General features: G+C 59.0%; 3 protein-coding genes and 2 tRNA genes. All 5 read right to left on the bottom strand.

Features of this window, described 5'->3' with window-relative positions; translation table 11 throughout:
* Positions 1–18 precede the first annotated feature (18 nt).
* A tRNA-Gly gene (locus FAS41_RS30485) sits at positions 19–92 on the bottom strand.
* A 25-nt stretch (positions 93–117) separates the two neighbouring features.
* Positions 118–202, bottom strand: a tRNA-Tyr gene (locus tag FAS41_RS30480).
* A gap of 141 nt (positions 203–343) precedes the next feature.
* Complete coding sequence (locus tag FAS41_RS30475) at positions 344–1,024, bottom strand: SPOR domain-containing protein (protein ID WP_138526989.1); 681 nt, start codon at positions 1,022–1,024, stop codon at positions 344–346.
* Between the two features lie 9 nt (positions 1,025–1,033).
* Positions 1,034–1,783: a pantothenate kinase gene (locus FAS41_RS30470; protein WP_138526988.1), complete on the bottom strand. Its 750-nt coding sequence runs from the start codon at positions 1,781–1,783 to the stop codon at positions 1,034–1,036.
* The gene (gene birA, locus FAS41_RS30465) at positions 1,773–2,717 is read right to left on the bottom strand and encodes a bifunctional biotin--[acetyl-CoA-carboxylase] ligase/biotin operon repressor BirA (RefSeq protein WP_138526987.1); all 945 of its coding nucleotides are present in this window, start codon (positions 2,715–2,717) and stop codon (positions 1,773–1,775) included. The genes FAS41_RS30470 and birA overlap by 11 nt, the downstream gene beginning before the upstream one ends.
* Positions 2,718–2,920: the final 203 nt, after the last annotated feature.

The following is a 2,920-nucleotide window of genomic DNA, read 5'->3' as shown; positions in this document are numbered from 1 at the left end:
GAACTGCAAAAACAATCTTGGAGCGGGTAGCGGGAATCGAACCCTCATCATCAGCTTGGAAGGCTGAGGTTCTACCACTGAACTATACCCGCGGAGCTTGCAGCTCACGCTTGAAACTGGTGGAGGGGGAAGGATTCGAACCTTCGAAGTCTGAGACGTCAGATTTACAGTCTGATCCCTTTGGCCGCTCGGGAACCCCTCCGAGTGAGGCGGCATTCTACAGCCTGCCACCGCGTTGTCAACTGTTTTTCTTTAAAAAACTTGAGCTTAGCTCTTCGACAACGGCTTCCAGTGTTCGACCTTTTCAGGCCACCCCTGTGAAGCGGGCGCCATTCTATTCAAACTATTGAGGGCTTGCAACGTTTTTACACGGCATTGTTTGTTTTTGCAGTTCCGGGAAATCCGGGGCCAGCTGACGCACCAGGGAATCGTCCACCAGGCGCCCGCTTTCCGCGCTTATCTGCGCCCAGTAATCATGCTGCGAACGAGCCAGCTCGCGCACCAGAGCATCGTACCCAGCAGCCTTCAGACGCTCTACGACGCTGTCAGCGGAATCCTTGCGCTGGAAGATTCCGAGGGAAATTCCATCAGTCAGGTCACCTTCAGTGATGATGTAACTATCGATCTTCCTCGCCTGCAGCTCGCGCAGCTGCCACAACGAAGCCTGTCGCGACGCCAGGGGCGGGAGATAAACCCAGTAATCGAGGCCAGCAGCAGCATCCACGGTTTGAACCGAAGCCTGGACATCCAGGCTCAGCAAGCGCTGGACCAGTTGCCGGGCACGATCCTCAACCGGGAAGCTGCCCAGGTAAACACACGCGGACGCGGGAGCAGTCGCCGGCTTTTCTTCTGCCGGACGGCGCTGAGGCGCCTCGGCAGACTCGCTGAGTAGCCGAATATTCTTCTGATCAGCATGAAACAGGCTGAGCGGCGCGATTTCCTTCGGACGGAGCGGCACCTGCTGCTGATGCCAGACGTAATAGAAGACATTGAGGGCGAGCAGAAAAAGAAAGAACCAACGCATCGATCAGACTCACTCGATCGGACAGGCGAGCGCCAGGCCGAGAAATACCAGGTCCGGAAGCACGACAGCACGAGCGCTCTCATCCTTGACGAGCTCGGCATCCCCTCCGGTCAGATAGACAGCGCAGTCATCACCCAGCAGCCTGTTTGCCAGATCGATCTGCTCCCGCACGAACCCCCGCAGCATCAACACACACCCGCGCTCCACCGCTTCAGAGGTCTCCTGGCCCGGCAGCAAATTCTGCAGTGCCTCATGAGCAGCATCGTCGCCATAGCGAATACGGCGCGTGTGCGTGCGCAACTGACTGCGCATCAGTGGCATCCCGGGCGCAATGTAGCCCCCCAGATGCTTGCCAGCAGCGTCGACCAGATCGGAGGTAACTGCCGTACCGAGATCGAGCACCAGGCAGCCACGACCCGCCAGACAATGACCTGCCACCAGAGCGAGCCACCGATCCATTCCGAGACGCTGGTACTCGCGATAGCCATTCACGACCCCGCTCAGCTCGGTCGCAGGGGCAGCAATATGCACCGTAACGGGAAAAGCGGTCTCCAGACCGACACGAAGAGCGTCGGTTTCCTGCTCGCTACGCACGCTGACCATGCGGCAGTAGTGGATATCCACCACCCCACTCGCCCGCAGTTGTGTTAACAACGCCTGATCAGAATCAGCCACACCACCCGCGACAGTCACCAGGTCGTGCCTCCTGACCACCCGCCACTTGATCAGGCTATTTCCGCAATCCAACTCAAGAATCATCCGACAACCTCAGACTCAGCTCGCCTCCGCTGTAGCTCTGCTCCTTGCCATCCACCAGGAGGCGCAGCGCCCCCCTTTCGTCGATGCCAAGGGCGCGCCCAACGATATTATTGGCGACAGTGGACAGCGTGACTTGCCGCCCCTGCCACAGATGAAGGGACTCCCACTCTTCACGACTGGCGGCAAAACCGCGCTCGCGATGGCGGGAAAGTGCATGCGCGAGTTGCGACTCCAGCGCCTGCAGCAACTCATTGCGATCGACCAGCCTGCTCAGCGCTTCTCGAACCGAGGTCCAGGGCTGATCAATGGCATCCGCCTTGCGCATGTTCACATTGATACCGATACCGATGGCAACGCTGCAGATATCAGCAGGATCCCCCGTCAACTCCAGCAGGATACCGGCGATCTTCTTGCCACCGACCAGAACGTCATTGGGCCACTTCAAGCCAACATCCTTTACACCCAGCGCCTGTATGGCCTTCGCGACCGCAAGGCCAACCACCAGACTCATTCCTTCCAGCTCCTGCGCACCACCGCGCACACTGATACCCAGGGTGTAATAAAGGTTGGCACCGAAGGGACTTTCCCATTGCCGCCCTCGCCTACCTCGTCCAGCAGTCTGGCGCTCGCCCAAGATGGCGAATGGCGCCGTGGCGCCGGCAGAGAGGCGTCGCAGAACTTCGGCGTTGGTGGAATCGATCGAAAACAGAACATCGAGAGGCCAGAGGCCGGTATCGGGTCTGGGCGCGATGATACTCAGCGGCTCTTCCAGGCGATAACCGCGACCGCGCACACGCTGCACGACCACACCGTAGTCGTGCTCGACCCCCTCAAGGCGCTTCCAGACAGCACTGCGACTTACTCCGAGCAGAGCACCCAGCTCTTCTCCGGAATGAAAGCGGCCATCGCTCAGCAATTTCAGCAAGGTCTGCATATCACCCCCGCAACAGTCAGGCACGCATCATATAGAGGCATGCCTGAATTGCCTACGCGGCAATGGCGCAACTTTCCCGCGCGCAAAAGCAAAACCCCCGGCCAGCGAAGCTGACCAGGGGTCTTGGGATAGGAGCTTGACGATGACCTACTCTCACATGGAGAAACTCCACACTACCATCGGCGATGCGTCGTTTCACTACT

This window comes from Pseudomonas nicosulfuronedens, from assembly GCF_005877905.1.
GTDB classification, from domain to species: Bacteria; Pseudomonadota; Gammaproteobacteria; order Pseudomonadales; family Pseudomonadaceae; genus Pseudomonas; species Pseudomonas nicosulfuronedens.
The sequence above is the reverse complement of the archived record's forward strand: the minus strand, read 5'-3'. Positions and strand labels throughout refer to the sequence as shown.

Coding starts and splice junctions, on each gene's coding strand:
- FAS41_RS30470 (WP_138526988.1), bottom strand. CDS start 1,783: ATGATTCTTGAGTTGGATTGCGGAAATAGCCTGATCAAGTGGCGGGTG.
- FAS41_RS30475 (WP_138526989.1), bottom strand. CDS start 1,024: ATGCGTTGGTTCTTTCTTTTTCTGCTCGCCCTCAATGTCTTCTATTAC.
- birA (WP_138526987.1), bottom strand. CDS start 2,717: ATGCAGACCTTGCTGAAATTGCTGAGCGATGGCCGCTTTCATTCCGGA.